The sequence below is a fragment of the Streptomyces fradiae ATCC 10745 = DSM 40063 genome (assembly GCF_008704425.1).
Classification (GTDB): domain Bacteria; phylum Actinomycetota; class Actinomycetes; order Streptomycetales; family Streptomycetaceae; genus Streptomyces; species Streptomyces fradiae.
This window is the reverse complement of sequence record NZ_CP023696.1, coordinates 4,512,085-4,536,639: the sequence shown is the minus strand read 5'-3', so window position 1 is coordinate 4,536,639 and position 24,555 is coordinate 4,512,085. Positions and strand designations below refer to the sequence as shown.

The following is a 24,555-nucleotide window of genomic DNA, read 5'->3' as shown; positions in this document are numbered from 1 at the left end:
TCCGGCACCCCGCCGCCGGCGCCCCCGGCAACCGGGCGGGAGCCGTCGCGCGGGGCGGGGCGGCGACCGTTAGCCTCGGGGGCATGAGCAGGCCGCCCACCTTCGTACCGCCCCCCTGTGCCCAGGCCCGCCCGCTGCGCACCGCGCGGGGGCCGTTCGCCGTCCTCGACGCCGCCCCGGCCGGGCCGGTCAGGGGTACCGCCCTGCTGCTGCCCGGCTACACCGGCAGCAAGGAGGACTTCATCGCCCTGCTGGAGCCCCTCACGGGCGCCGGGTACCGGGTCGTCGCCGTCGACGGGCGCGGCCAGTACGAGACGTCCGGGCCGAGCGACCAGGAGTCGTACGCCCGGCACGAGCTGGCCCTCGACGTGCTGGCGCAGGCCGAGGCCGTCGCGGACGGGCGGCCGGTGCATCTGCTGGGCCACTCGCTGGGCGGGCAGATCGCGCGGGCGGCCGTGCTGGAGGACCCGGCGCCGTTCCGTACGCTCACGCTCATGTCGTCCGGGCCCGCCGAGGTCGCCCCGGACCAGCAGCGGAGGATCCGGATGCTGGGCGAGGCGCTGGGCGCCATGGACATGGGCCGGGTGTGGGAGGCGATGCGCGCCCTGGACCCGCCGGAGGACGCCGGGGACCCCCTGCGCGGCGACCGCGACGACCTGCGGCGCCGCTGGCTGCTCCACAACCCGGCGCAGCTCCTGGCGACGGGGCACCAGCTGCGCACGGAGCCGGACCGCGTGGACGAGCTGGCCGCACTGGACCCGCCGCTGCCCGTGCACGTCCTGTCGGGCGAGCGGGACGACACCTGGCCGGTTCCGGTGCTGGACGCGATGGCCGGGCGGCTGGGCGCGCGCCGTACGCGGATCGAGGGCGCCGAGCACTCCCCCAACACCGACCGTCCCGCCGAGACGGCGGCGGCGGTCGCGGCGTTCTGGGACGACCACCCGGTGGACGGTCCGCAGGACGGCCCGGCGGGCGCGTCCCGGCCGGCGGCGCAGGCGGTTCAGAAGCGCGACTGAAGGTGCTGCCAGAAGCCGTCCCGCAGGGCGCGCCGCAGCACGGCGTGCCCGCGCAGGGACCGGCTCAGCTGCCGTTCGGCCTCGACCAGGAGGTCCTGGTCGACGGGGCCGGGCAGGTAGGGGCGGCCGGGCAGCAGACCGGCCATGGTGTCGGCGCCGCGCTCGGCGATCCACGCCGCGGCGATCTGCGCCCCCACGGACCGGACGTCCTCGCGGGACGGCGGCGGCTCGCCCTCGTTCTCGTACGTCGTCACGGGCCGCCGGGTGACGTAGGGGCGGCAGAAGTCGAGGTCGAAGACGCGGGAGCTGTCGACCTCCCAGAGCAGGGCCTCGGCCTGGTTGCGGCCCTCGGCGGACTCGACGCCCCAGAGGTGGACGCGCGCGCCGTAGCCCTGCGCCGCCTCCACGGCGGAGACCAGGTCCTCGTCGCCGCCGACCAGCGCGGCGTCGCTGATGGCGCGGTGCCGGGCCAGTGACTCCAGGTCGGAACGGATGAGGGAGTCGACGCCCTTCTGCTGGTTGTTGGCGTTGAGGTTGCCGAGGCGGACCTTGACGTCGGGGAGTTCGGCGATGGCCTGCTGCTCGGCGGTGTGGATGCGGCGCCGGGCGCCGTCGTACCAGTAGACGCGCAGCAGCCTGCTGTCCGCGAAGATCGTGCGGGCGGTGTCGATGAAGGCGTCGATGAGCCCTTCGGCGTCGAGGTCGAAGGAGCGCCGGTCCTCGGTGCCCGCGACCAGCAACCCGGCGGAAGCATAGACGTAACCGGCGTCGACGAAGATGGCGTGTGTCGACGGCGTCTTGGCGACCTCGGCCAGCATGCGGCGCAGGAGCTCATTGGTGCGCTCCAGGCGCTGGGCGATGTCCTCGTCGTTCATAGGGGGCTCATTGTCCGCTCCGGGCGCCCGCACCGCCAGCCGCCCCCCTCTCCGGGGCCGGGGCCGAGGCCGGAGCCGGGGCCGAACGGCCGGGGCGACCTTAGACGGCTAAAGATTTTCCTTAGCGTAGGGAATGTTTCAACGGTTGTACATCGTTGCAGATGTAACACACCAGCTCGACGAAGGGAGAAGCCATGCGCTTCGAGATCATGCGACTCGACGACGTCGACGGCCTTGCCGTGGACAGCACCGTCGTGGACGCCGCCTCCGTCAACCGCATCGTGCAGCAGGCCGCGGCCACGGGCCAGCGGCTCTACATCCGCCCGGCGGAATCCGCCGCGTCGTAGCGTTCGCGAAGCGTCGGTGCCCGATGAGGTGCGCCACGCGTCCGCGAAGCCATGCGTGCACCACCGCGCCCCCGTACGGACCGGTCCGACCGATCCGTGCGGGGGCGCGGTGGTGTGCGGCGCGGCGGCACGCGGAGGGGGCCGGTCAGGCGGCGCCCTGGATGGTCTGCGTGACGCCGTTGATGATCTGCTGCACGGCGATGGCGGAGAGCATCATGCCGGCGAGCCGGGTCACCAGGACCACACCGCCGTCCTTGATGACGCGGATGATCACCAGCGAGTAGCGCAGGGTCAGCCACAGCACCACGTGCATGGCGACGATCGCGGCCCAGACCGACACCTGGCCGCTCACGCCCTCGGCGTGCTGGACGGCGAGGATCACGGAGACGATCGCGCCGGGCCCGGCGAGCAGCGGCATGCCGAGCGGGACGAGGGCGACGTTCACGTCCTTGGTCTGCTTGGGCTCGTCGGTCTTGCCGGTGAGCAGGTCCAGCGCGATGAGCAGCAGGAGCAGACCGCCCGCGATCATCAGCGCGGGGACGGAGACGTGCAGGTAGGCCAGGATCTGCTGGCCGAGGATGCCGAAGACGGTGATCACGCCGAGGGCGACGCCGACGGCCTGCCAGGCCATGCGGCGCTGCACCTTGGTGGCCCGCCCGGAGGTGAGGGCGAGGAAGATCGGGGTGATCCCGGGGGGATCCATGATGACGAAGAGGGTCAGGAACAGGGAGCCGAAGACGGCGACGTCGAACACGGTGTGGCCTTGCGGAGGAGGGGTGTCACTGAGCGGGGTCCGCGCGTCGCGGGGCGCCGCGCGGGGGCGTCGTACGGCGCCGTGTGGGGTGGCGGAGTACGACGGCGGGGTGAAGGAAGGTGGTCCGGTTACGGGCGTCCGCCCGTGCCCGGCACGGGGAACGCACCGGTCGCACGGCGGGTGATCTCGCCGTAGACCTCCGGGTCGGTGGTGAAGTCGCCGAGCCGGCAGGTCTTGCGGCTGCCGTGGTAGTCGCTGGAGCCGGTGGTGAGCAGCCCGAGGTCGGCGGCGAGGCCGCGCAGCCGGGCGCGGGCCGGCCCGTCGTGGTCCATGTGGTCGACCTCGATGCCGTCGAGCCCGGACGCCGCGAGGTCGGCGATCACGGAGTCGGGCACCGTGCGGCCGCGCTTGGCGGCGCCGGGGTGCGCGAAGACGGTCACTCCGCCGGCCGCCTTGACCAGGCGGACGGCCGTGAAGGGGTCCAGCTCGTGCTTCTCGACGTACGCGCGTCCGCCGTCGGCCAGCCAGTCGGGCGTGAAGGCGCCGGACACGTCCGGTACCACGCCCAGCTCGACGAGGGCCTGCGCGACGTGCGGGCGGCCCACGGAGCCGTCGCCCGCGATGGCGGCGACCCGCTCCCAGGTGACCGGCACGCCCAGCTCCCGGAGCTTGCCGACCATCGCGCGGGCGCGCGGCACCCGGTCGTCGCGCACCAGCTCGCGCTCCCGCGCCAGCTCGGGCTCGTCCGGGTCGAAGAGGTACGCCAGCATGTGGACGCCGATCCCGTCGATCCGGCACGACAGCTCGGCGCCCGTGACGAGCGTCAGTCCCCGGGGCAGCGCGGCCAGCGCCTCGGCGTGGCCGCGCGTCGTGTCGTGGTCGGTCAGCGCCACCACGTCCAGCCCGGCCGCCGCGGCGGCGCGCACCAGGTCGGCGGGGGTGTCCGTACCGTCCGAGGCCGTGGAGTGGGTGTGCAGGTCGATGCGCACGGCACAGGCTCCAGGGCTCGCTGCGGACAGGGGACACCCAAGGATAACCGGCCCCCAAACGGACCAGTCCCGGACGAAGGCCCCGCAGCCGTCGGGAGAGCCAGCGCGGACGAAGGCGCCGCAGCCGTCAGGAGAGCAGGCGCGGGGAGAGGGCGCCGCAGGGGACCATGTCCATCTCCGGGCCGGCCTCGCGGAGGTCCGTGAGGACCAGCTCGTCGTAGAGCAGCAGCCCCGAGTCCTCGGGCCAGGCGATGGCCCACAGCCACAGGCCGCGCGCCTCGCCCGCGAAGACGGCCCGCCCCTCGGGGACGCCGGACACCTGCCACAGTGGGGTCAGCCGGCCGCCGGCCAGGACCTTGCCGTGCGGGGCGTCGTCGACGCGCAGGCGGGGCCCGGGATCGGGGCCGTCCAGCCCGGCGTACCGCGCGCCGAGGCCCACGCCCAGCTCCTCGGCGACCAGCAGCAGCTCGCCCGCGCCGCCGAGCGGTCCGGGGCCCGAGCAGGCGACGGCGGTGGCGCGGCCGCCGCTGCGGTCGTCACCGGCGTACGCGACGCCCGTGTACAGCCAGCCGACCGGCAGCGGCCAGGGCATCCAGACGGGGACCCGCGCCCGGTTCACGGCGACGCGCAGGGCCTCCAGGCTGGGCGGCACCACGGGCTGCAGCGGGTACACCGCCCCGTGCGCCCCGCACTGCCAGCGGTCGGAGAAGAGTCCGGGCGCCCGGACCCGGCCTCCGCACTTCGGGCAAGTGGGTTCGCCCCTCATAGCGTTCCACGGTCCTCCGCCACCGCCGCCGCGTCAAGGACGATCACCCTTCCGGTGCGCCGGACAACCGGGAGGCACCGGGGAACGAACCGGGACGCGCCGGAGAGGGGGCCGGGGCCCTGCGCCTCCCGCCCCTCAGTCCAGGCGGACCGACGCGCGCCGGGGGTCGCGCAGGTCGGTCGCGGCGGCCAGCCAGCGCTCCTCCAGGGCCTGCGCCCCGTGCACGCGCTTCCACGCCGCCTCGTTCGGCGTCATCGGCAGCAGCGGCAGGAACCGTACGGGGTCCATCCCGCCGTCCAGCTCCAGGTCCGGCACCAGCCCGCCCGGCTCCGCGACCAGCACGGAGGTGAAGGGCGCGCCCGGCCACAGCGGCTCGCCGGTGTCCAGGGACGCGCCGGGCGCCACGACGACCCCCTCCACCTGCGGCGACGCGGCCAGCACGGCGAGCGGCCTGAGCGCCTTGTCGGTGTCCGCGAGCCCCGCCCGCACGGTGAGGAGCAGCTCCGCGCGCGGGCCGCGCACCGGGTCGGCGACCAGGTCCGTCGGGTCGCTCATGGGCTGCGCCGACATGCCGAGCGTGGCGTAGCGGACGACCGGGCGGTCCTCGCCGTTCTCGGTGCCGGTGAAGCGCAGCACCTCGATGCGGTCGGTCCCGAGGAACGTGACGGAAGCCCGCGCGTCCGGCTCGCCGAGCGCCGTACGGAGCCGCGCCTCGACCAGCGCGAGAACTTTTTCCATGCGGCGAGCATAGAGCGGGTATCCAGCGGGCAAAGACAGGGATTGACCCTCAGACGGCTGATAGGGTGGGCCGCTGGTCGGGACGGTACGCGGTGGAGGGTTCTCCGCCCGCCGGTGGAAGCCGGTGCGACGTGCTTTCCGGTCCCGACGTCACGTCGTCCCCCACGGGGGACCGGCCGGAGGAGGTGGGGCTGCGGTGGATCGAAGTCGACCGTGCAGTACCAGCCGCTCTTCCGCGCCGCGCGGGCAGCTCCCGCCGCGCACACTCCGCGCACGCCCCGCCTCCCGTACGACAGTCCGCACGGGCGTCTGAGGCGTTCCCGCCCGTACTCCGCACGCCGGGCACCGCGCACGACGGAAGAGCACGTCGTCCCCGCCTGCTCGTAAGCGAACCGCGAACCGCGAACACCGTCCCGCGATCCGCGGTGCCGCCCGCTTTGCGGACGTACGCAACGCCACGTCCCCATTCCGGGCTGTGCCACGCCCTCGCCGACGGCTTCCTGCGTGAAGGAGCCCGCCCATGTCGATGATCCGTGACCTGCGCGCCGTCGTACGCCCGTCGCTGCGCAAGCGCAGCGCCTCGCCGTACCAGCCGTACAACGCCTACGACCCGACCCGCGACCCGTCCGCCTCCACCGCCGTGGTGGACTGCGCCGTGTACCGCGACGGGCGGCGGATGGAGGGAGAGGGCTGCCTGACGCCGCGTGAGGCGATGCGGCGGGTCCGGGAGGGCGGCGGCTTCGCGTGGATCGGGCTGCACGAGCCGACGGAGGCCGAGTTCGCGGGGATCGCCGCGGAGTTCGGGCTGCACCCGCTGGCCGTGGAGGACGCGGTCCACGCCCACCAGCGGCCGAAGCTGGAGCGGTACGACGACACGCTGTTCACGGTCTTCAAGACGATCCACTACGTGGACCACGCGGAGCTGACCGCGACGAGCGAGGTCGTGGAGACCGGTGAGCTGATGTGCTTCACCGGCCGGGACTTCGTCATCACCGTCCGGCACGGCGGCCAGGGTTCGCTGCGCAATCTGCGCCACCGCCTGGAGGCGGACCCGGAGCTGCTGGCGAAGGGCCCGTCGGCGGTCCTGCACGCCATCGCCGACCACGTCGTGGACGGGTACATCGCGGTGGCGGACGCCGTGGAGATCGACATCGACCAGATCGAGATCGACGTGTTCTCGCCGCCGGCGAAGGGCGGCACGCGCGGTACGGACACCGGGCGCATCTACCAGCTGAAGCGGGAGGTGCTGGAGTTCAAGCGGGCCGTGACGCCGCTGGCCCGGCCGCTCCAGCTGCTGAGCGAGCGGCCGATGCGGCTGGTCGACCCGGACATCCAGAAGTACTTCCGGGACGTCGCCGACCACCTGGCGCGGGTGCAGGAGCAGGTCGTGGGCTTCGACGAGCTGCTGAACTCGATCCTCCAGGCGAACCTGGCGCAGGCCACGGTCGCGCAGAACGAGGACATGCGCAAGATCACCTCATGGGCGGCGATCATCGCCGTGCCGACGGCGGTGTGCGGGGTGTACGGCATGAACTTCGCGTACATGCCGGAGCTCCAGTGGAAGTACGGCTATCCGATGGTGCTGACGGCGATCATCGGCGCGTGCTTCGTGATCCACCGCACGCTGAAGCGCAACGGCTGGCTGTAGGGCCGCGGGCCCGCTGGCTAAGCTGCGGCCATGACTGACGACTCGCTGCTCGCCCGCGCCCTGGTCGAGGAGGCCACCAAGAAGTCCGGCCTCGTCTGGGTGCGGAGCGACGGGCCGGCGCGGGCGCTGTGGCACGTGTGGCACGAGGGCGCGGCGTACGTCGTCGGGGGCGGCCCGGGCGAGCAGCCGCTGCCGTCCGGGCTGGCTGACGGGGCGGTGGCCGAGGTGACCGTGCGCAGCAAGGACAAGGGCGGCCGGGTCGTGGCGTGGACGGCGGTGGTCTCGGAGCCGGCGCCCGGCTCGGAGGAGTGGCGGGCGGCGGTGGACGAGCTGAAGGGCAAGCGGCTCAACGCACCCGACGCGCAGACGATGCCGGAGCGGTGGGCCCGCGAGTGCCGGGTGCTGCGGCTGACGCCGCGCGAGGCGGTGACGGACCTGCCGACGGGCTCCCTGGCGGCGGTGCCGCTGCCGACCCCGGCGACGACCCGCGACCCCGTCCCGGCGGCCCTCCCGAAGCTCCTGAGGCGCCGAAGGGCCCGCTGACGGAGCCCACGCTGCCGCCTGGGCTCGACGGGGCGGCGCTGCCTGGGCTCGGCTGGAGGCCCCCGGCCTCGGGAGGAGAGCCACCTGCCCCTGGGAGGGGTCGGCCGCGCGCCTGGCGCGCGGGTGACGGCCTCGGCAGGGAAGCCACCTGCACCCGGGAGGGAGTGGCCGCGCACCTGGCGCGCGAGCGGAGCCGAAGGGGCGCGCGGGTGCCGGGAGGCCGATCGCGCGGAGGCGCGAAGCGCTGAGCACGTTCGGTCGCCCGGGACCCGCTCACAGCGCCCCGCAGGCGCAACGAGCCGAAAAGGGGGCGCGAAGCGCTGAGCACGTTCGGTCGCCCGGGACCCGCTCACAGCGCCCCGCAGGCGCAACGAGCCGGAAAAGAAGGGGGCACCCGCTCACAGCGCCCCCCAGGCGCAGCGAGCCTGCGAACTACCCGCTGGTGCGCGGCAGTTGGCGGCCGTAGTCGAGGATGTCCTCCTTGGCGGGCTCCGCGAGGGGGAAGTCCTGGTTCCAGGCGGAGAGGACGACCACGCCTCCGCCGCCGCCCCGGGCGAACTGGAGCGGGAAGGGTGTGCCCTCCAGGGAGACGTCGAGGGTGCCGCCCTCGCCCCGCTGTCCGCCGACGACCTTGATGGTGCGGACCTTGCCGACCTTGTCGCGATCGCCCTTGCGGACGTCGCCGTGGAGTTCGAGTAGGCCCTTGAGCAGGACGTTCATCTCGGTGAAGCCGCGCAGTTGCTTGTAGGAGGGGTCGTCCTGGGGGACCTTGACGTACTTGCCGTCGAGTTTGTCCGCCGCCTGGATGTCGGCCTCGGTCGGCCCGGTCGGCCCGGTCGACCGGGTGGGCCCGCCCGACGCTCCCGACCCACCCGTCTCTCCCGACCCGCCCGCGTCCCCCGGCTCGGCGGAGCTCTCCGCGTGCCGCCAGAAGGAGGCGCCCGCCTTCAGGTACAGGGCGTCGCCGACGCGCAGCAGTTCGAAGGTGGACTTCCTGGTGGTGACCGACCCGGTGGCGCCCTGCGCCTTGAGCCGCATGTCGAGCCGGTACGTGCCGGACTTGCTGACGAGGTTGCCGACGAGCCGCACCGAGACGGCGCCGTCGGCGGCCGCACGGGCCTTCCGCTCGATCTCGGCGGCCTCCAGTCTGCCGACTCCGTTGGTGCCCGCGTCCGGGTCCTCCTTCGCGCAGGCGGTCAGCGCCACGGCCAGCCCGACGCAGAGGGCGGCGGGGAGCACGACGCGTCGGGTACGCCGAACCGGGGGGAGAGCGGTCACCTGCGCTGCCTCTCGTGTTGCACATGGGGGGACGGCCGACCGCAGCGTACCGGGGCCGGATCATCCGCTTCGAACGGAGCCGCACGGACGCCCTGCCCGGGCGGCCCGGTACGGGTCGGGCTAGCCTGGATCACCGGACCGCGGGCACCAGGCCTGGATCACCGGACCGCGGGCACACGGGGCACGTCGGTTCGTCGTGACGCGCACGGGACGCGGATGGGAGGAGGCGCGGGAATGGCTGGAGGCGCCGCCCGGATCTTCGTCTCGCACCTCGCCGGGGCGCCGGTCTTCGACCCGAACGGCGACCAGGTGGGCCGGGTGCGCGACCTCGTCGCCATGCTCCGCGTGGGGCGGCGCCCGCCCCGCGTGCTGGGGCTGGTCGTCGAGGTGATCGGCCGCCGGCGCATCTTCCTGCCGATGACGCGGGTGACGGGCATCGAGTCGGGCCAGGTCATCACGACGGGCGTGCTCAACGTACGGCGCTTCGAGCAGCGACCCACCGAGCGGCTGGTCCTCGGCGAGCTGCTGGACCGGCGGGTCCGGCTGGTCGACGGCGGTGACGAGGTGACCGTCCTCGACGTGGCGATGCGCCAGCTCCCGGCCCGCCGCGACTGGGAGATCGACCGGGTCTTCGTACGGCGCGGGCCGCGCGGGGCGCTGCGCCGCAAGGGCGAGACGCTGACCGTGGAGTGGTCGGCGGTGACCGGCTTCTCGCTGGAGGAGGACGCGCAGGGCGCGGAGACCCTCGTCGCGACGTTCGAGCAGATGCGCCCGGCCGACCTGGCGAACGCGCTGCACCATCTGACGCCCAAGCGGCGTGCCGAGGTGGCCGCGGCGCTCCACGACGACCGGCTGGCGGACGTGCTGGAGGAGCTGCCGGAGGACGACCAGATCGAGATCCTCGGCAAGCTGAAGGCGGAGCGCGCCGCCGACGTGCTGGAGGCGATGGACCCGGACGACGCCGCGGACCTGCTGTCGGAGCTGCCCGAGGAGGAGAAGGAGCGGCTGCTGAAGCTGATGCGCCCGGACGACGCGGCGGACGTGCGGCGGCTGATGTCGTACGAGGAGCGCACGGCGGGCGGTCTGATGACGACGGAGCCGATCGTGCTGCGCCCGGACGCGACGGTCGCGGACGCCCTGGCCCGGGTCCGCCGGCAGGACCTCTCCCCGGCGCTGGCGGCCCAGGTGTACGTGTGCCGGCCGCCGGAGGAGACGCCGACCGGGAAGTTCCTCGGGACGGTGCACTTCCAGCGGCTGCTGCGGGACCCGCCGTTCACGCTGGTCTCCGCGATCGTGGACACGGACCTGGAGCCGCTGTCCCCGGACACCCCGCTGCCGGTGGTGACGAGTCACCTCGCGGCGTACAACCTGGTCGCGGCGCCGGTGGTGGACGACGGCGGCTCGCTGCTGGGCGCGGTCACCGTGGACGACGTGCTGGACCACCTGCTGCCGGAGGACTGGCGGGAGACCGAGTACGGACCCGAGGCAGGACAGGAGGCCGCGCATGGGGCCTGAGCGCATCCCGGAGCGGGGCTCCGGACGCGACCGCGCGGGTGGCCGCACCGAGCGCACGGGCGGGCGGGAGCGGGCCGGCGGGCGGGACCGGAGCGCGCCGCGCACCCGGCTGGACCAGCCGCTGGACCAGCCCCGGGTGCGGCGGCCGAGACTGCTGCCGGAGTACGACCCGGAGGCCTTCGGGCGGCTGTCGGAGCGGATCGCCCGGTTCCTGGGGACCGGCCGCTTCATCGTGTGGATGACGGTGGCCATCATCACGTGGCTGACCTGGAACGTGGCCATGCCGGACCGGCTGCGGTTCGACCCGTACCCGTTCATCTTCCTGACCCTGATGCTGTCGCTCCAGGCGTCGTACGCGGCGCCGCTGATCCTGCTGGCGCAGAACCGGCAGGACGACCGGGACCGGGTCAACCTGGAGCAGGACCGGGCACAGAACGAGCGGTCGATCGCCGACACGGAGTACCTGACGCGGGAGATCGCCGCGCTGCGGATGGGGCTCGGCGAGGTCGCGACCCGCGACTGGATCCGCTCCGAGCTGGAGGACCTCGTGCGGGAGCTGGAGGAGCGCGGCTCGGTGCTGCCGCCGTCCGCCGCGCAGGGACGTGACGAAGGCGACCGCTGACGGGCTTTCCGGGGCCCGTGGTGGGCGCCGTACCATCGAGCGTATGACGACGGAAGACGCGGTGCGCGAGGCACTGGCGACGGTGAACGACCCCGAGATCAACCGACCGATCACGGAACTCGGCATGGTCAAGTCGGTCGCGATCGGCGCGGACGGCGCGGTCGCGGTCGAGGTGTACCTGACGGTCTCCGGCTGCCCCATGCGCGAGACGATCACGAGGAACGTGAGCGAGGCGGTCGCCCGCGTCGAGGGCGTCACCCGCGTCGACGTGACGCTGGACGTGATGAGCGACGAGCAGCGCAAGGAGCTGGCGGCGGCGCTGCGCGGCACGACCGCCGAGCGGGAGGTGCCCTTCGCCAAGCCGGGCTCGCTGACCCGGGTGTACGCGGTGGCGTCCGGCAAGGGCGGCGTCGGCAAGTCGTCGGTGACGGTGAACCTGGCCGCCGCGATGGCCGCGGACGGGCTGAAGGTCGGCGTCGTGGACGCCGACATCTACGGCCACAGCGTGCCCCGCATGCTGGGCGCCGACGGGCGTCCCACCCAGGTCGAGAACATGATCATGCCGCCGTCCGCGAACGGTGTGAAGGTCATCTCCATCGGCATGTTCACGCCGGGCAACGCCCCGGTCGTGTGGCGCGGCCCGATGCTGCACCGCGCGCTCCAGCAGTTCCTGGCGGACGTGTACTGGGGCGACCTGGACGTGCTGCTGCTCGACCTGCCGCCGGGCACGGGCGACATCGCGATCTCCGTGGCGCAGCTCGTGCCGAACGCCGAGATCCTGGTGGTCACCACGCCGCAGCAGGCGGCGGCCGAGGTGGCGGAGCGGGCCGGCTCGATCGCCGTGCAGACGCATCAGAAGATCGTCGGCGTGGTGGAGAACATGTCGGGCCTGCCGTGCCCGCACTGCGACGAGATGGTCGACGTGTTCGGCACGGGCGGCGGCCAGAAGGTCGCGGACGGGCTGACCCGTACCACGGGCGCGACGGTCCCGGTCCTCGGCTCGATCCCGATCGACGTGCGGCTGCGCGAGGGCGGCGACGAGGGCAGGCCGGTCGTGCTGTCCGACCCGGAGTCGCCGGCGGGCGCGGCGCTGCGCGCCATCGCGGGCAAGCTCGGCGGCCGCCAGCGCGGGCTGTCGGGCATGTCGCTGGGCATCACCCCGCGCAACAAGTTCTGACACCGGTCCGGCCCGGCCGGTACGGGGAAGGGGCGCCGCTCATGGCGAGCGGCGCCCCTTCCCCGTACGCACCCCGTGCGCGCGTACGCACGGCCCCGCGACGGCCCCCGCGGGGGCCTCGGGCCCCCTGCCCTCGCGCCCGCCCCGTCAGGCGCAGGCGGCCCGTCAGACGCAGGCGGCCCGTCAGGCGTAGGCGGCGAGGTCCGGGACGGCGGCGAAGCCGAGCCCGTACGCGCTCATCCCGCGCCCGTACGCGCCCAGGTGCACCCTGCCGGTGGTGCCCGCCAGGACCCAGCCGAACTCGGACTCCCGGTAGTGGAACGAACGCGGCACACCGTCCACGGGCAGCGACAGCGTCGTCCAGGCGGGACCGCCGAGGTCGTCGGCCAGCTCGAAGGCGGTCTCGGTCTGCTGGTCCAGCCACTCGCCGCGCAGCGTGTGGTCGAGCTGGGCGGGCCAGGTGTACGCGAGCAGCCCCGAGCCGGCCAGCCAGGCGGCGGAGGACACGCCCGTGGCGTCCAGGACGCCGGTGCCGTCGCCGGAGCCGCGCTCGGCGTGGGCGGCGACGGTGACGACCACCGCGAACGCGGCGCGCTCCCGGTCGGCGGCCTCGGGCCGTATCGACGGCTCCTCGCCGTGGCCGGTCGAACCGTGCTGCACGCTGCCGTCCGCCGCGGTGCCGACCTGCATCAGCCAGCGCGGCCCGGTGAACGCCTCGTCGAGTCCGTACCAGGGGAAGGGGGCCCGCAGGTATCCCTCGGCGGTGCGGCCGGCCGCGGGCACCCCCTCGGACGCGGGTGCGGTGCCCGGCGCCGGCTGTGGCTGCGCCCCCACCCGTCTCGTGGTCTCCATCTGCCCGGCCGCCTCCTCGATCCGTTCGGACAGAGGGAGAGAATAGTCACCGGCGCCGGGGTCGCACGCGCGGTCCCGCGCCGGACGGGGCACGGGGTGCTCCGGGTGGCCCAGTCCGCTCAGGTGGCGTCCGCGTCGAACGGGGGCCGCTCGTACCCGCCGGACGGGTCGCGCTTCTTCAGGAGGTCGGGCGTGGCGGCGCCCGCCGCGGCCGGGCCGGCGACCGAGCCCGCGGCCGGGCCGAGGGTCTTGCCCTTGACGGCGTCGGCGACCTCGTCGATCTCCTTGCGGAGGTCGAAGCTGCTGCGCAGCTCCTGGATCTCCTTGAGGTCCGGGTTCTCGGCGAGCTGCTTGCGGAGGAACGTCTTCGGGTTGAGGTCCTCGAACTCGAAGTCCTTGAACTCGGGGCCGAGCTCGCTGCGGATGTCCTGCTTGGCGTTGTCCGAGAACTCGCGGATGCGGCGAATGAAGCGGCTGACGTCCTGGATGAGCTGGGGCAGCTTGTCGGGACCCCAGATGAGCAGGGCGAGGATCACCAGCGCCACCACCTCGAGTGCGCCTATGTCACTGAACACCTTGTCGCTCCTTCTCGGGGTCTCCGCTGCACCAAGGTACCCGCTCGGCCCCCGCGGAGGGATGCCGCGTGGGCCCGTCCGGCGCCGCGTCGCCTGGCGTTCGCCTGGTCGTCAGCCGTCCGCCGACGAGCCCAGGGTCAGGGTGCGGGCCGACTCGCCGCCGCCGCGCCGCACGGTCAGGCGGAGCTCGTCGCCGGGCCGGTGGGCGCGGATCTTGACGATCAGCTCCTCGCCGCTGCGCACCCGCTCGCCGTCGACACGGGTGATGACGTCGCCGGGGCGGATGCCCGCCTTCGCGGCGGGGCCGCCGGGGGTGACGGACGCGCCGCCGTCCTGCGCCTCGTCGGCGACGCGCGCGCCGTCCCCGGAGAACTCCATGTCGAGGCTGACGCCGATGACGGGGTGGGTGGCCCTGCCCGTGTTGATCAGCTCCTCGGCGACGCGCCTGCCCTGGTTGACGGGGATGGCGAAGCCCAGGCCGATCGAGCCGGACTGGCCGTCGTCGATGCCGGAGCCGCTGTCGGCGGCGCGGATGGCGCTGTTGATGCCGATCACACGGGCCTGGGCGTCGAGGAGGGGACCGCCGGAGTTGCCCGGGTTTATGGGGGCGTCGGTCTGGAGGGCGTCGACGTAGCTGACGTCGCTGCCGTCGCCCTTCTCGCCGCCCGCGGTGATGGGGCGGCCCTTGGCGCTGATGATCCCGGAGGTGACGGTGTTCTGGAGGTCGAAGGGGGCGCCGATGGCGACGACCGGGTCGCCCACGCGGACGCCGTCGGAGTCGCCGAGCGTCAGGGGCGTGAGACTCCTCACGCCCCTGACGCGGACGACGGCGAGGTCGTACCCGCTGTCCCCGCCGACGAGGGTGGCGCTCGCGGTCTCGCCGCCGCTGAAGGTGACGGTGATGTCGCCGTCCCCGTCGGCCGAGTCGACGACGTGGTGGTTGGTGAGGATGTGGCCGCGCTTGTCGATCACGAAGCCGGTGCCGGTGCCCTGCGCGCCGCCCCCGCTGACGTGGAGGGTGACGACGCTGGGCAGGGCGCGGGCGGCGATCCCGGCGACGCTGTCGGGCGCGCGGTCCCCCGCGTCGGGCGCGGCCTGGGGCAGTTCGACGGTGGTCAGGCCGCCGTTGCGTTCGACGTACGCGCCGACGGCGCCCCCGAGGACCCCGCTGAGCAGCGCGAAGACCAGGGCTCCGGCGAGCGCCAGGCCCGTGCGGGACCGCCCGGCCCGCCCGTCGCCGCGGGCGGCGGGGCCGGGGGCACGGCCGGTGCCGAGGAGCGGCTGTGCGTGCGCGGGGGCGGCGGGCCCGCTCCACGGGTCGTACTGGCTCCACTGCGCGGGCACGTGCGGCGGGGCGCCGGGCGGGGGCGCGGCGGGCGCGGGGGCGGCGGACGGCGGGCCGGCGGGCGCGGGTGCGGCGGCGTGCGTGGGCGCGCCGTACGCGGGGCGCTGCACGGGCGGGGCCGGCGCCCAGGGGCCTGGCCCGCCGTAGGGGGGCGTGCGGTACTCGTCGGGCGCGTGCAGCGGCCCGGCCGCCCCCTCCCGGCCGGCCCCGTGCGGGGTCTGCGGGCCGGGGGCGTACCCGGCGGGGACGGCGCCCTCGTGGGGCGGCGCGGCGCCCGGGGCTGCGGCCGCGGGGACGGACGCGGCGGGCGCGGTGGCGTCCGGGGCGGGCTCGGCCTGCGGGGCGGTTCCCGCCGGGGCGGGCGCCGCGCCGGAGGGCTCGGCGGGCGGCGGGGGCGCCTCTCCTGAGGGGTCCGCTCCGGGGCTCGGGGCGGCGGGGGGCTTCACCAGGGGCACCCGGGGCGCGGGGACGGGCTCGGACGGGGTCGCCGGGTCGGACACCACGCCGGGCGCCGGAGCGGACGCCACACCGGACGCCGGACCGGACGCCACACCGGACGCCGGACCGGACACCGCGCCGGGCGCCGGGTCGGACGCCTGCGGGGCCCCCTGCACAGGCTCCCGCACGGCCGCGTGCGGCGGCCCCTGCTCGGGCGCGGGCCCGGCAGGGCCCTGCCCAGGCGCCTGCCCGGGCACGGAGCCCGGCTCGGACACGCGCCCGGGTACGGAGCCCGGCGGGGGGTCAAGGGGCTGAGACGGGGGCGTCGGGCGGCTCCACCAGGTCCGCCTGGGCTGCGTGGGCTTCCCGTCGTCCATGTTCTTCCCGGTCTCCCCGCTCCTGACGGCTCAGCGCCCCACCGGCGCCCCTGACCACGGATTCAACCAGGTCTTCCGGGGCGCCGTTCAGGGTGTCGGGGGTGTCTTGTGCGACGGGTACGGCGCCCGTGCCGGCACCGGGGTGGCCCCTATCAGCGGCAGGGTGTCCGCGCCGATCAGCGGCGGAGCCGCGTGCGGGAACGGCGGGGCCGCCGGGTGGCGGGCCCGGACCTGCACCCCGCCGGGCACCAGGACCCCGGACCGGTCGGCGAACCGGCCCGTCCCCGGGCTCGCGGCCATGCCGGCGCCCGTCCCGGCGGGAGGCCGGCGGCGGGTGTTCTCCGCGGCGGCCTGCTGGCCGGCGGGCGACGACCGGAGCGGCTTGACGCTGTTCCCGGAGCCCTCGCCCCGTACGTCGACCGCCGTGACGGTCGGCATCGCGCCACCCAGCGCGATGGCCGCGAACGACACGGCGCTGGCGGCGGCGAAGGCGAACCTGCGCCCGCGCCACGGGGAGCGCTCCGCCGCCTCCCGCCCGACCTCGTGGATACGGAAGCCCGACCCCGCCGCCGGGGCGTGCTCCCCGGCCGGGACGTACCCGAAGCCTCCGGGCCCCACCCCGAGCACGCCGGCCTCACGCCCGGCGCTGCCGCGTCCGGGGCCGGCGTCGGGGGCGCCACCGGGCTGCCGGGTCGCGGCCCAGCCGCCCGCTCCGAGGCCGCCGCCTCCGAACGGCGGCCCGCCGTCCCCCCCGGCAACGCCGCCGGGCAGCCCCTGGAGGCGCGCCAGGAGCCCCGCCGGGGGCGGCGGCGGGGCGGACTCGGCGAAGAGGTTCTTGAGGCGGCGCTGCGCGTCGGCCTCGGCCTTGCAGCGGGCGCAGGTCGCCAGGTGGGCGAGGACCCGTTCACGGGCGTCGTGGCCCAGCTCGCCGTCGACGAGCGCGGCGAGCCGGTCCCCCAGATGGTGTTCCGCGGGGGTCGGACGTGTGCCACTCACGCGGCTCCGCCCTCCGCCCCCAGCGCGGCGAACGCACGCCCCGCGACCACGTCCTGCTGCACCGCCCGCGCCTCGGGCGAGCGGTGCTTGAGCGCCTTGCGCAGGTGCGACCGGCCGCGGTGGATCCGGCTGCGGACCGTGCCGAGCTTCACGTCGAGCGTCGCGGCGATCTCCTCGTACGACAGGCCCTCGATGTCGCACAGCACGACGGCCGCGCGGAACTCCGGCGCGAGCGTGTCCAGCGCCTGCTGCACGTCGGCGTCGAAGTGCGTGTCGTGGAAGACCTGCTGCGGGGAGGGCTCGCGGCTGGGCAGCCGCTCCGCCGCGTCCTCGCCCAGGGCGTCGAACCGGATGCGCTGCCTGCGGCGCACCATGTCCAGGAAGAGGTTGGTGGTGATGCGGTGCAGCCAGCCCTCGAACGTCCCCGGCGTGTACGTCGACAGGGAGCGGAAGACCCGGACGAAGACCTCCTGCGTGAGGTCCTCGGCATCGTGCTGGTTGCCCGTCAGCCGGTAGGCGAGGCGGTAGACGCGGGCACTGTGCGTGCTGACGATCTCCTCCCAGGTCGGGGGAGCCCACGCCTGCGATTCCGCATCCGATGCGAAGGTCGCCGTCGTGGCTGCGGTCTCGGTGCGGGCGCGGGTGCTGTCAGCGGTGTCGGTCACGGATTTCGGCTCACCCGCCGACCCGAGGAAGCGCCGCAGCCGCAGCACTCCTCTCCGATCCACAGGCGCAGCCGCACCTCCCCTGTCGGCTCTGGTGGTGTCCAGTGGAGCCCCTACCATAGCCACCTCGCCCGTTAGCTCCGGATAAGAATCTTTACGAGAATTTGGGGCCGACTTCGGCCCTTGGTCCGCACGGCCGCCCCCACCCCTTCCCAACGCCTGGTCCCATCTGCGGGTTCCCGACCGCGAGCGGCTACAGTCACCGTTGCCAACTACGGGAACAGGAGAGGGTCATTACCGCCAACCGGCAGACGAGCTGGGCCTTCGCCGACGCCTTTGCCGCCGAGGACGACGCGCTGCTCTGGGCCCGCGACCGGGCCGAGGAGGCAGGGGTGCCCTCGGTGTCCCCCGGCACCGGCGCCGCGCTGCGGATGCTCGCCGCCACGGCGGACGCCAAGGCGGTCGCGGAGATCGGCACGGGGACCGGTGTCTCCGGGATCTACCTCCTGCTCGGCATGCGGCCCGACGGGGTGCTGACCACCGTGGACCCGGAGCCCGAGCGGCAGCAGTTCGCGAAGCAGGCGTTCCGTGCGGCGGGCTTCGCCGGGAACCGGGCGCGGTTCATCCCGGGGCGCGCGCTGGACGTGCTGCCGAGGCTCGCGGACGGCGGGTACGACGTGGTCTTCTGCGACGGCGACCGCACCGAGTACCCGGCTTACCTGGACGAATCGTTGCGGCTGCTGCGGCCGGGCGGCCTGGTGTGCTTCGAGGGCGTGTTCGCGGACGGCCGCACGATCGACTCGGGGGCCCAGCCGGTGGAGGTGCTGACCCTGCGCGAGCTGCTGCGCACGGTGCGGGAGAGCGCGGAGCTGGTGCCGTCGCTGCTGCCGGTGGGCGACGGGCTGCTCTGCGCCGTGCGCCGGGGCTGAGCGGCCACCGGCGGACGCCCGGCGCCGCGTACCGGGGGACGGCACCGCGTACCGGAGGACGACGTCACGTACCAGACGGGGCGGCGTCACGCACCGGGGGCCGGGGGAACGCGGTCGCCCCGGCGAGGTGCGGGCACCGGCCGGGGCGATCGGGAAAACGCGGGCGTAAGCGTCAGCTCGTGACCTTCTTCAGCTCCTCGCCGAGGGCTACGGCCTCGTCCGGGGTCAGCTCGACGACAAGCCGACCGCCGCCTTCGAGCGGAACGCGCATGACGATGCCCCGCCCCTCCTTGGTCACCTCGAGCGGGCCGTCGCCCGTCCGCGGCTTCATGGCCGCCATGCTTGTTCCCCTTCCTGAAACCAGCTCATCGTTCAGCCGATGGCCCCATGGAAGGGCGCGGACCGGCGTCGAACACCATGCTTCCAGGTCATTATCCCGCATGGCGACACCCGATGACCAACATCGGGAGCTATCGCTTGCGCAACCCGATCACGCAAAACCGCCCATTTCGGCGATCCTCCTGCGATACTTCGCCGCCGCGGCACCCGGTCGGCGGCTCGGCGGTTTGACGCAGGTCACACGCCGGAGCCCGATGATCTCCGACATGCTGGGCGGGACACGACCGCCGGAGCCGAAGAGGGGACCCTGCCATGGCCGACACCGTGCTGTACGAGGTGAGCGACGGACTCGCCACCGTCACCATCAACCGCCCCGACGCGATGAACGCGATGAACACCGAGGCGAAGGTGGCGCTCCGGGACGCCCTCCAGGCCGCGGGCGCCGACCCGGCCGTGCGCGCGGTGCTGCTGACGGCGACGGGCCGGGCCTTCTGCGTGGGTCAGGACCTCAAGGAGCACGTGCGGTCGCTGACCGGCGAGGACGCGATGCGGACCGTACGGGAGCACTACAACCCGATCGTGCGGGCCATCACGGGCATGCCCAAGCCCGTGGTGGCCGGGGTGAACGGCGTCGCCGCGGGGGCCGGGTTCGGCTTCGCGCTGGCGGCGGACTACCGGGTCGTGGCGGACACGGCGTCGTTCAACACGTCGTTCGCCGGGGTCGCGCTCAGCGCCGACTCGGGCCTGTCGTGGACGCTGCCCCGGCTGATCGGCGCGAGCCGCGCCGCCGACCTGATGCTCTTCCCCCGCTCGCTCTCCGCGGCCGAGGCGCACGAGCTGGGCCTGGTGAACCGGCTGGTCCCGGCCGCCGACCTGGCCGCCGAGGCCGAGCGGACCGCCCGCGCCCTCGCGGAGGGCCCCACCCTCGCGTACGCCTCCATCAAGGAGGCCATGGCGTACGGCTCCGGGCACACCCTCGCGCAGGCGCTGGAGAAGGAGGACGAGCTCCAGACGCGGGCGGGCGCCTCCGAGGACCACCGGATCGCGGTGGAGGCGTTCCTGGCGAAGGAGAAGCCGAAGTACGTCGGCCGCTAGGGCGGCCCGGGGACGGCGCAGGCGCCGCTCCGCGCGCGGGGCGGCGCCGCCCGGGGCCCGGGGCGGGCCCCCCTCCCGTCTGGAGGGGGCGGGGGCGCGACCGCCGGCCGGCCCCCGGAAGCGGGGCGGGCCGTCGGGGACGGCGGGAGCGGGGGTGCGGCCGGGCGGCCGGGTACGGGCGGGCCGCCCTGAGCGGGGTACGGGCTACGCGGCCGGGCCCCCGAGGGGCGCGGCCGGGCCCCCGAGGGGCGCGGCCGGGCCCTCGGCGCCGGGCGCCGGGAGCCGGGTGCGCGCGACGCACTCCGCGAGGTGGTCGTCGACCAGGCCGCACGCCTGCATCAGCGCGTACGCCGTGGTGGGACCGACGAACCGGATGCCGCGCCGCTTCAGGTCCTTGGCGAGGGCGGTCGACTCGGGCGTGATCGCCGGTACGTCGGCGAAGGTGCGGGGCGCCGGGCGGGTCGCCGGGTCCGGGGCGTGGGACCAGATGACCCGGTCCAGCTCGCCCGGCTCCCATCCGGCCAGCACGCGCGCGTTGGCGAGCGCCGCGTCGACCTTGGCGCGGTTGCGGATGATGCCCTCGTCGGCGAGCAGCCGCTCCCGGTCGGCCTCCGTGAACGCGGCGACGGCGGTGATCCGGAAGTCCGCGAAGGCCCGGCGGAAGCCGTCCCGGCGGCGCAGGATCGTGATCCACGACAGGCCGGACTGGAACGCCTCCAGGCAGAGGCGCTCGAAGAGCGCGTCGTCGCCGTGGACGGGGCGGCCCCACTCCTCGTCGTGGTAGGGCAGGTAGTCGGGGGTCGACAGGCCCCACGGGCAGCGCGGCGCGCCGTCCGGGCCGGGCACCACGGTCACGCCGGTCACCGGTCCTCCCCCGGGCCCCGCTCGCCGCGGTCCCCGGGCGCGGCCACCGGCCCGCCGGGTCCGCCCCGCCCGCCGTCGTCCTGGCCGGCGGCGGCCGCCTCGTCCTGGGCGGCGCCCTCGTCCGCGGCCCCCGGCCCGTCCGCGGGAGGCGCGGGAGGCACGGGAGGTGCGGCCGCCTCGGCGGGCGCACGGGTGCCGGCGGCGGGCCCGGGCGCCGGGTGCTTGGCGAAGAGGTCCGCGCGGCCCGACGCCGTGGCCTGCGCACCGGCCAGGGCCGACTCCAACTCCGCGATGCGGGCGTCCCGTTCGGCCAGTTCGGCGGCGAGCCGGTCGAGCACGTCGTCCACCTCGGCCATCCGGTAGCCGCGGGCCGCCAGCGGCAGCCGCACCGCCTCGACGTCGGCGCGGGTGACCGGCCGGGTCAGGGGCAGCGGGTCGGCCAGGTGCTCCGGAGGCGCCTCGGGCAGCACCTCGTTCTCCGCGCCGCCGACCACGGCGAGGGTCACCGCGGCCACGACGACGACCATCGCTACAGCCAAGAACCAGAACACAGTGCGCCTCTCCCGGAGCCGGAAACATGGAGCGTAGAACGTCCGGTGCCGATCGTGCCACGCGGTCGCGGCGGTTAGGGTCGCAGGGACGCCACGCGAGGAGGACTTACGGGATGCTGCGCCTGGGACGACGCGAATTCGACGCGCACGAGCCGGTGGTCATGGCGATCGTGAACCGGACGCCGGACTCCTTCTACGACCAGGGGGCCACGTTCCGCGACGAGCCGGCGCTCGCCAGGGTCGAGCAGGCGGTGGCAGAGGGCGCGGCGATCATCGACATCGGCGGGGTGAAGGCGGGGCCCGGCGAGGAGGTCGGCGCCGAGGAGGAGGCCCGGCGCACGGTCGGTTTCGTGGCCGAGGTGCGGCGCCGCCACCCCGACGTGGTGATCAGCGTGGACACCTGGCGGCACGAGGTCGGCGAGGCGGTGTGCGAGGCCGGGGCGGACCTGCTCAACGACGCCTGGGGCGGCGTGGACCCGAAGCTCGCCGAGGTCGCCGCCCGGTACGGGGCGGGGCTGGTGTGCACCCACGCGGGCGGCGCCGAGCCGCGCACCCGGCCCCACCGGGCCGCGTACGAGGACGTGATGGCGGACATCCTGCGCGTGACGGTCGGACTGGCCGAGCGGGCCGTGGCGCTGGGCGTGCCGCGCGAGTCGGTGCTGATCGATCCGGGGCACGACTTCGGCAAGAACACCCGGCACTCGCTGGAGGCGACGCGGCGGCTCGGGGAGATGGTGGAGACGGGCTGGCCGGTGCTGGTCTCGCTGTCGAACAAGGACTTCGTGGGCGAGACGCTGGACCGGCCGGTCAAGGAGCGGGTCCTGGGCACGCTGGCGACGACGGCGGTGTCGGCGTGGCTGGGCGCCCAGGTGTACCGGGTGCACGAGGTCGCGGAGACCCGGCAGGTGCTGGACATGGTGGCGAGCATCGCCGGGCACCGGGAGCCCGCCGTGGCCCGGCGGGGGCTGGCGTGACCGGTGCGTCCCGCCGTCCGGTGAGGGGCGGTGCGGCGTGTCGCCGCCGCCCCGCCGCCGCCCCCGTACGGCCGGAGGCGGTGGGGCTCGTCCCCGGCCCGGTGTGAGCCGGTGCGGCGGGCGGTGCCCGGCCCGCCGAGGGGCGCGGGCGCCCGAGTCTGGGCCGGGGCGGGCCGGCGGATGCGCGGGGGCGGCCGGTGCGCCCCGGCGAGGACTCCGACGGACGCGCGGCGGAGGCGGGGGCGGCCCGGCGGAAGCCCGGGAGAAGCAGGCGGGGCGGCGGGGTCCCGGCGGACGGGCCGCCGCCGGGCGCCGCGGGTCAGCGGCCGGCTTCCTTGCTGACGAGCGCGACCGCCTCGTCCACGTCGTCCGTCACGTGGAAGAGCAGCAGGTCGCGCTCGGCGGCCTTACCCTGGGCGATCACCGTGCCGCGGAGCCAGTCGACCAGGCCCGACCAGTACTCCGTGCCGAACAGCACGATCGGGAAGCGGGTCACCTTGCGGGTCTGGACGAGCGTCAGCGCCTCGAACAGCTCGTCCAGGGTGCCCATTCCGCCCGGCAGGACGACGAAGCCCTGGGCGTACTTCACGAACATCGTCTTGCGGACGAAGAAGTAGCGGAAGTTCACGCCGATGTCGACGTGCGCGTTGAGGCCCTGCTCGAAGGGCAGCTCGATGCCGAGGCCCACGGAGACGCCCTTGGCCTCCCGCGCGCCCTTGTTGGCGGCCTCCATCGCCCCCGGTCCGCCGCCCGTGATGACGGCGAAGCCCGCCTCGACGAGGGCGCGGCCGAGCTTGACGCCCGCCTCGTACTCGGGGCTGTCGACCGGGGTGCGGGCCGACCCGAAGACGCTGATCGCGCTGGGCAGTTCGGCGAGCGCGCCGAAGCCCTCGACGAACTCGGACTGGATGCGCATGACCCGCCAGGGGTCGGTGTGCACCCAGTCCGAGTCGCCCGCCGTGTCCAGAAGCCGCTGGTCGGCCGTGCCGGGCTGGACCTGCCCCCTGCGGCGGAGCACCGGCCCCAGCCGCTGCTCCGCCAGTGCGCGCACGCCTTCGGCCTCGGGGTTCACCATGGTCCGCTCCCTCCGCTGGACTTCTCTTGCCGGGATCAGCGTAGGACGGGAAACGTGACGTGTGGCGAAATTGTGGCCGTCAGGCAGTCAGCCAGTCGTACAGACGCCGTTCGCAGTGGGTGATCCGCTCGGTCACGACGTGCTCGTCCCGCTTGTGCGCGTAGAGGGGGTTGCCCGGGCCGTAGTTGACGGCGGGGACGCCCAGCGCGCTGAAGCGGGCCACGTCGGTCCAGCCGAACTTCGGGTTGGCCGTGCCGCCGACCGCCTCCATGAACGCCGCCGCGGCCGGGTGGGAGAGGCCGGGCAGGGCGCCGCCGGAGTGGTCGTCGACCACGAACTCGTCCACGCCGCAGTCGGCGAACACCTCGCGTACGTGCTTCTCCGCCTCCTCCGGGGTGCGGTCGGGCGCGTAGCGGAAGTTGACGACGACGGTGCACTCGTCGGGGATGACGTTGGTGGCGACCCCGCCGGTGACGCCCACGGCGTTGAGGCCCTCGTGGTACTCCAGGCCGTCGATGACGGGGCGGCGCGGCTCGTAGGAGGCGAGGCGGGCCAGGACGGGCGCGGCGGCGTGGATGGCGTTGGCGCCCATCCAGGAGCGGGCCGAGTGGGCGCGCTCGCCCCGCATGGTGAGGTGGACGCGGAGGGTGCCCTGGCAGCCGCCCTCGACCTCGCCGTCGGACGGCTCCAGCAGGACGGCGAAGTCCCCGGCGAGCCAGTCGGGGTGTGCGGCGGCCACATGCCCGAGCCCGTTGAGGTGTGCGGCGACTTCCTCGTTGTCGTAGAAGACGAACGTCAGGTCGCGGTTGGGCTCGGGGACGGTGGCGGCGATGCGGAGCTGGACGGCGACGCCGGCCTTCATGTCGGACGTGCCGCAGCCCCACAGGACGCCGTTCTCGTCCAGGCGGGAGGGGACGTTGCCGGCGATGGGCACCGTGTCGATGTGGCCGGCGAGGACGACCCGCTCGGCGCGGCCGAGGTGGGTGCGGGCGACGACGTTGTTGCCGTACCGGTCGACGCTGAGGTGCGGAAGGGCGCGCAGGGCCGCCTCGATGGCGTCCGCGAGGGGCTTCTCGGTGCCGCTGACGGAGGGGAAGTCGACCAGCGCGGCGGTCAGTGCCGGACCGTCCAGCGTGAGGTCCAGAGCGGTCGGCAGGGGCGCTTCGGGCGTGGAGTCGGGCATGTGCCGACCCTATCCCGGCCCCTAGTACG

General features: G+C 74.9%; 26 protein-coding genes. 10 read left to right on the top strand and 16 right to left on the bottom strand.

The window, feature by feature from the left end; translation table 11 throughout:
- Window positions 1–83 precede the first annotated feature (83 nt).
- Window positions 84–1,016, top strand: coding sequence for an alpha/beta fold hydrolase (locus tag CP974_RS20420; RefSeq protein ID WP_078915672.1), 933 nt, complete (start codon window positions 84–86; stop codon window positions 1,014–1,016).
- Here the strand turns inward: CP974_RS20420 and CP974_RS20415 are convergent.
- Complete coding sequence (locus CP974_RS20415; protein WP_031132736.1) at window positions 1,001–1,891, bottom strand: NYN domain-containing protein; 891 nt, start codon at window positions 1,889–1,891, stop codon at window positions 1,001–1,003. The two genes, CP974_RS20420 and CP974_RS20415, sit on opposite strands and share 16 nt — an antisense overlap.
- A gap of 194 nt (window positions 1,892–2,085) precedes the next feature.
- On the opposite strand from CP974_RS20415, the gene CP974_RS29725 reads away from it, so the two are divergent.
- The gene (locus CP974_RS29725) at window positions 2,086–2,238 is read left to right on the top strand and encodes a DUF8834 family protein (protein WP_085921385.1); all 153 of its coding nucleotides are present in this window, start codon (window positions 2,086–2,088) and stop codon (window positions 2,236–2,238) included.
- A 145-nt stretch (window positions 2,239–2,383) separates the two neighbouring features.
- On the opposite strand, the gene CP974_RS20410 is transcribed toward CP974_RS29725, so the two are convergent.
- The 4 genes from CP974_RS20410 to CP974_RS20395 form a co-directional block, all read right to left on the bottom strand.
- Window positions 2,384–2,992 (bottom strand): MarC family protein, encoded by a 609-nt coding sequence (locus tag CP974_RS20410; protein ID WP_031132738.1) that lies wholly within the window; start codon window positions 2,990–2,992, stop codon window positions 2,384–2,386.
- Window positions 2,993–3,120: 128 nt separating this feature from the next.
- Window positions 3,121–3,981 carry a PHP domain-containing protein gene (locus CP974_RS20405; RefSeq protein ID WP_031132739.1) on the bottom strand — a complete coding sequence of 287 codons (861 nt, stop codon included), beginning with the start codon at window positions 3,979–3,981 and terminating at the stop codon, window positions 3,121–3,123.
- A gap of 127 nt (window positions 3,982–4,108) precedes the next feature.
- A complete protein-coding gene (locus CP974_RS20400; RefSeq protein ID WP_078915677.1) occupies window positions 4,109–4,747 on the bottom strand; it encodes a DUF6758 family protein in 639 nt (212 codons plus the stop codon).
- A 135-nt stretch (window positions 4,748–4,882) separates the two neighbouring features.
- On the bottom strand, window positions 4,883–5,485 hold the full coding sequence (locus tag CP974_RS20395; RefSeq protein WP_031132743.1) for a suppressor of fused domain protein: 603 nt from the start codon (window positions 5,483–5,485) through the stop codon (window positions 4,883–4,885).
- A gap of 520 nt (window positions 5,486–6,005) precedes the next feature.
- Between CP974_RS20395 and CP974_RS20385 the strand changes: the two genes are divergently transcribed.
- Together CP974_RS20385 and CP974_RS20380 are read left to right on the top strand one after the other, a co-directional pair.
- The gene (locus tag CP974_RS20385; RefSeq protein ID WP_031132745.1) at window positions 6,006–7,133 is read left to right on the top strand and encodes a magnesium and cobalt transport protein CorA; all 1,128 of its coding nucleotides are present in this window, start codon (window positions 6,006–6,008) and stop codon (window positions 7,131–7,133) included.
- A gap of 30 nt (window positions 7,134–7,163) precedes the next feature.
- Window positions 7,164–7,676, top strand: a complete 513-nt coding sequence (locus tag CP974_RS20380) for a hypothetical protein (protein ID WP_031132746.1) — start codon at window positions 7,164–7,166, stop codon at window positions 7,674–7,676.
- A 432-nt stretch (window positions 7,677–8,108) separates the two neighbouring features.
- Here CP974_RS20380 and CP974_RS20375 read toward each other — a convergent pair whose 3' ends face one another.
- On the bottom strand, window positions 8,109–8,915 hold the full coding sequence (locus CP974_RS20375; protein ID WP_223844352.1) for a hypothetical protein: 807 nt from the start codon (window positions 8,913–8,915) through the stop codon (window positions 8,109–8,111).
- Between the two features lie 273 nt (window positions 8,916–9,188).
- On the opposite strand from CP974_RS20375, the gene CP974_RS20370 reads away from it, so the two are divergent.
- Genes CP974_RS20370 through CP974_RS20360 form a run of 3 tightly spaced genes read left to right on the top strand, consistent with a single transcriptional unit; the run spans window position 9,189 to window position 12,268 of the window.
- Entirely contained in the window at window positions 9,189–10,469 is a 1,281-nt protein-coding gene (locus CP974_RS20370; RefSeq protein ID WP_031132750.1) for a magnesium transporter MgtE N-terminal domain-containing protein, read from the top strand.
- Entirely contained in the window at window positions 10,459–11,091 is a 633-nt protein-coding gene (locus CP974_RS20365) for a DUF1003 domain-containing protein (RefSeq protein ID WP_031132752.1), read from the top strand. Before CP974_RS20370 ends, CP974_RS20365 begins: the two co-directional genes overlap by 11 nt.
- Window positions 11,092–11,134: 43 nt before the next feature.
- Window positions 11,135–12,268 (top strand): Mrp/NBP35 family ATP-binding protein, encoded by a 1,134-nt coding sequence (locus tag CP974_RS20360; protein WP_031132753.1) that lies wholly within the window; start codon window positions 11,135–11,137, stop codon window positions 12,266–12,268.
- Window positions 12,269–12,451: 183 nt separating this feature from the next.
- On the opposite strand, the gene CP974_RS20355 is transcribed toward CP974_RS20360, so the two are convergent.
- The 5 genes from CP974_RS20355 to sigE all read right to left on the bottom strand — a co-directional run bounded on the left by CP974_RS20355 (window position 12,452) and on the right by sigE (window position 17,636).
- Window positions 12,452–13,120 (bottom strand): hypothetical protein, encoded by a 669-nt coding sequence (locus tag CP974_RS20355; RefSeq protein WP_031132755.1) that lies wholly within the window; start codon window positions 13,118–13,120, stop codon window positions 12,452–12,454.
- Window positions 13,121–13,239: 119 nt separating this feature from the next.
- Window positions 13,240–13,695: a sec-independent translocase gene (locus tag CP974_RS20350; protein ID WP_031132757.1), complete on the bottom strand. Its 456-nt coding sequence runs from the start codon at window positions 13,693–13,695 to the stop codon at window positions 13,240–13,242.
- A gap of 111 nt (window positions 13,696–13,806) precedes the next feature.
- A complete protein-coding gene (locus tag CP974_RS20345) occupies window positions 13,807–15,855 on the bottom strand; it encodes a trypsin-like peptidase domain-containing protein (RefSeq protein WP_085921384.1) in 2,049 nt (682 codons plus the stop codon).
- An 87-nt stretch (window positions 15,856–15,942) separates the two neighbouring features.
- Complete coding sequence (locus tag CP974_RS20340) at window positions 15,943–16,851, bottom strand: zf-HC2 domain-containing protein (protein ID WP_031133139.1); 909 nt, start codon at window positions 16,849–16,851, stop codon at window positions 15,943–15,945.
- The gene (sigE, locus tag CP974_RS20335; protein WP_078915705.1) at window positions 16,848–17,636 is read right to left on the bottom strand and encodes an RNA polymerase sigma factor SigE; all 789 of its coding nucleotides are present in this window, start codon (window positions 17,634–17,636) and stop codon (window positions 16,848–16,850) included. Before sigE ends, CP974_RS20340 begins: the two co-directional genes overlap by 4 nt.
- 272 nt (window positions 17,637–17,908) lie before the next feature.
- Here sigE and CP974_RS20330 point away from each other — a divergent pair, with 272 nt between their 5' ends.
- Window positions 17,909–18,445 carry an O-methyltransferase gene (locus tag CP974_RS20330; protein WP_308425527.1) on the top strand — a complete coding sequence of 179 codons (537 nt, stop codon included), beginning with the start codon at window positions 17,909–17,911 and terminating at the stop codon, window positions 18,443–18,445.
- 172 nt (window positions 18,446–18,617) lie between these two features.
- On the opposite strand, the gene CP974_RS20325 is transcribed toward CP974_RS20330, so the two are convergent.
- Window positions 18,618–18,785 carry a DUF3117 domain-containing protein gene (locus tag CP974_RS20325; protein WP_010474836.1) on the bottom strand — a complete coding sequence of 56 codons (168 nt, stop codon included), beginning with the start codon at window positions 18,783–18,785 and terminating at the stop codon, window positions 18,618–18,620.
- Between the two features lie 311 nt (window positions 18,786–19,096).
- Between CP974_RS20325 and chcB the strand changes: the two genes are divergently transcribed.
- Window positions 19,097–19,879, top strand: a complete 783-nt coding sequence (chcB, locus tag CP974_RS20320; protein WP_031133142.1) for a 2-cyclohexenylcarbonyl CoA isomerase — start codon at window positions 19,097–19,099, stop codon at window positions 19,877–19,879.
- Window positions 19,880–20,083: 204 nt separating this feature from the next.
- Here the strand turns inward: chcB and CP974_RS20315 are convergent, their stop codons facing one another.
- Complete coding sequence (locus CP974_RS20315) at window positions 20,084–20,743, bottom strand: DNA-3-methyladenine glycosylase I (protein WP_078915706.1); 660 nt, start codon at window positions 20,741–20,743, stop codon at window positions 20,084–20,086.
- Window positions 20,740–21,294, bottom strand: a complete 555-nt coding sequence (locus CP974_RS31015; RefSeq protein WP_078915707.1) for a DivIVA domain-containing protein — start codon at window positions 21,292–21,294, stop codon at window positions 20,740–20,742. The genes CP974_RS20315 and CP974_RS31015 overlap by 4 nt, the downstream gene beginning before the upstream one ends.
- 113 nt (window positions 21,295–21,407) lie before the next feature.
- On the opposite strand from CP974_RS31015, the gene folP reads away from it, so the two are divergent.
- Complete coding sequence (gene folP / locus CP974_RS20305) at window positions 21,408–22,268, top strand: dihydropteroate synthase (RefSeq protein ID WP_031133145.1); 861 nt, start codon at window positions 21,408–21,410, stop codon at window positions 22,266–22,268.
- 319 nt (window positions 22,269–22,587) lie between these two features.
- On the opposite strand, the gene CP974_RS20300 is transcribed toward folP, so the two are convergent.
- Together CP974_RS20300 and dapE are read right to left on the bottom strand one after the other, a co-directional pair.
- Window positions 22,588–23,343 (bottom strand): LOG family protein, encoded by a 756-nt coding sequence (locus CP974_RS20300; protein ID WP_031133146.1) that lies wholly within the window; start codon window positions 23,341–23,343, stop codon window positions 22,588–22,590.
- 79 nt (window positions 23,344–23,422) lie between these two features.
- The gene (dapE, locus tag CP974_RS20295; RefSeq protein ID WP_031133147.1) at window positions 23,423–24,526 is read right to left on the bottom strand and encodes a succinyl-diaminopimelate desuccinylase; all 1,104 of its coding nucleotides are present in this window, start codon (window positions 24,524–24,526) and stop codon (window positions 23,423–23,425) included.
- Between the last annotated feature and the right edge of the window lie 29 nt (window positions 24,527–24,555).